Genomic DNA, 1,414 nt, shown 5'->3' with positions numbered 1-1,414 from the left:
GAACGGAATAACCCAACAAAATAAGGGCCCCCCAAGGGGGCCCAAGTGGTGCGGTCGTTAGGCGGCTTCGTTCGTAATGGTCGGAGCGCCCGTCGTTTGCAGCGTCACGCTGGCCTCCAGCAAGCCGTCGTACGGCGCACTGATGCTGACGCTTTGCAGGATCGCGTCCCACTCGATCGACAAGGGACTCGTGTTGCCCGTCGTTTGTTTCGGGAACTCAAACTTGTTGGCGAACGTCTCCCCCACGTTATCGAGGAGGTCAGCGTGCGTTTCGGGACCAAACCGGACGGTCAATTCGATCGTGCCGCCGTCCTTCAGTCCGGTCACGTGGTTCCGCCACGTGTCGCCATGCACGGTCGTTTCCATCGTGGCGCTCGTGATGCCACCGAACTCGATGCTGACGATGTCCGCAATGTCGGTATAGGAGGGCGTGTCGTCAACGACGCTTTGGAAGTCCGTCGACCACGTCGTTTGGTTAGCGTAAACGCCTGCCATTAGGGGTCCTCACTTTCGGATGGTGGTGAAGTTAAGGCTCCACCGGGGTTTTTGTTGATCTTCGTCGTACCCAAGCCAAATGGGTGGGTTGGTGCCCTCTACCGTCAGGAAGTCCGCGAATTGTTGCCGGTGCAGAGCATTCCAGATGCTGTTGGCTTTGGCTTCCGCCTCGACGTACCCGCCGGGTGCGCCTTGCACCACGATGCGGAAGTTGGGTTGGTGCAGTGGGTCGCGCCCCATCACGTCGAGGGGGCGCCTGCCGGTCGTGGGGATGATGGCGAGGTGGGGTTGCGTCAGGTGGTCGGTGACGCCACCCACAACGACAGCCCAGTCGCTTGTCATGCTACTGGCTGCCAACCCGTTTTGAATAAGGAACGTCCTGACGTCCGTGTAGGCGCTCACAACAGCACCTCATAGAGCGTGACGCCGCCGCGTACGGCGTCGGCTTGCTTGACCTGCCGGACGGTGCGTGTGTGGCCAGCGATCGTGATTCGGTCGCCGACATGCACTGGGTTTGTCGTCACGAACTGCGTGTTGCTCGTGAACTCCGTCCCTTCGTCCGTCACGCCACGAGCGGTGTCGCGCTTGACGTACGCCGGGATGGTGCTTTGGGTTGTGGTGGGTTGCCCAAACGCGTCAACGCCGTTGGTTGCGAGAAGGGTAATGCGGTCACGCAACAACCTGTTGATGGTGGCTTGCCGCATTTAGAACACCGGCTCAAGCTGACGGCTTGACGCAGGCTTTTCGCTGGTGGCCGTAACGATCGCGTCGTCAACCCATCGACCGGCCCGGCGAATGCTGCGCGCCACACTCGTGGGGGAACGATGCCAAATGACGGTGCTGAGAAGTTGCTCCCGCATTGCGCGGTTCGGGTCGCTTTCCACAATTTGTGCTGCCGCAACGTGTGGCCGGTAGTACG

Annotated in this window: 4 protein-coding genes; all 4 read right to left on the bottom strand. The window is 60.8% G+C overall.

Going from position 1 to position 1,414, the window contains the following annotated elements:
- Positions 1 to 57: 57 nt before the first annotated feature.
- On the bottom strand, positions 58 to 495 hold the full coding sequence (locus RI554_11585; GenBank protein MDR9392654.1) for a hypothetical protein: 438 nt from the start codon (positions 493 to 495) through the stop codon (positions 58 to 60).
- 9 nt (positions 496 to 504) lie between these two features.
- Complete coding sequence (locus tag RI554_11580; protein ID MDR9392653.1) at positions 505 to 897, bottom strand: minor capsid protein; 393 nt, start codon at positions 895 to 897, stop codon at positions 505 to 507.
- Positions 894 to 1,199 (bottom strand): hypothetical protein, encoded by a 306-nt coding sequence (locus tag RI554_11575; protein ID MDR9392652.1) that lies wholly within the window; start codon positions 1,197 to 1,199, stop codon positions 894 to 896. The genes RI554_11580 and RI554_11575 overlap by 4 nt, the downstream gene beginning before the upstream one ends.
- On the bottom strand, positions 1,200 to 1,414 hold a 215-nt coding region (locus RI554_11570), incomplete at its 5' end, for a hypothetical protein (GenBank protein ID MDR9392651.1).

The sequence above is a fragment of the Trueperaceae bacterium genome (genome assembly GCA_031581195.1).
Taxonomy (GTDB): domain Bacteria; phylum Deinococcota; class Deinococci; order Deinococcales; family Trueperaceae; genus SLSQ01.
The sequence above is the reverse complement of the archived record's forward strand: the minus strand, read 5'-3'. Positions and strand labels throughout refer to the sequence as shown.

Coding starts and splice junctions, on each gene's coding strand:
- RI554_11585 (MDR9392654.1), bottom strand. CDS start 495: ATGGCAGGCGTTTACGCTAACCAAACGACGTGGTCGACGGACTTCCAA.
- RI554_11575 (MDR9392652.1), bottom strand. CDS start 1,199: ATGCGGCAAGCCACCATCAACAGGTTGTTGCGTGACCGCATTACCCTT.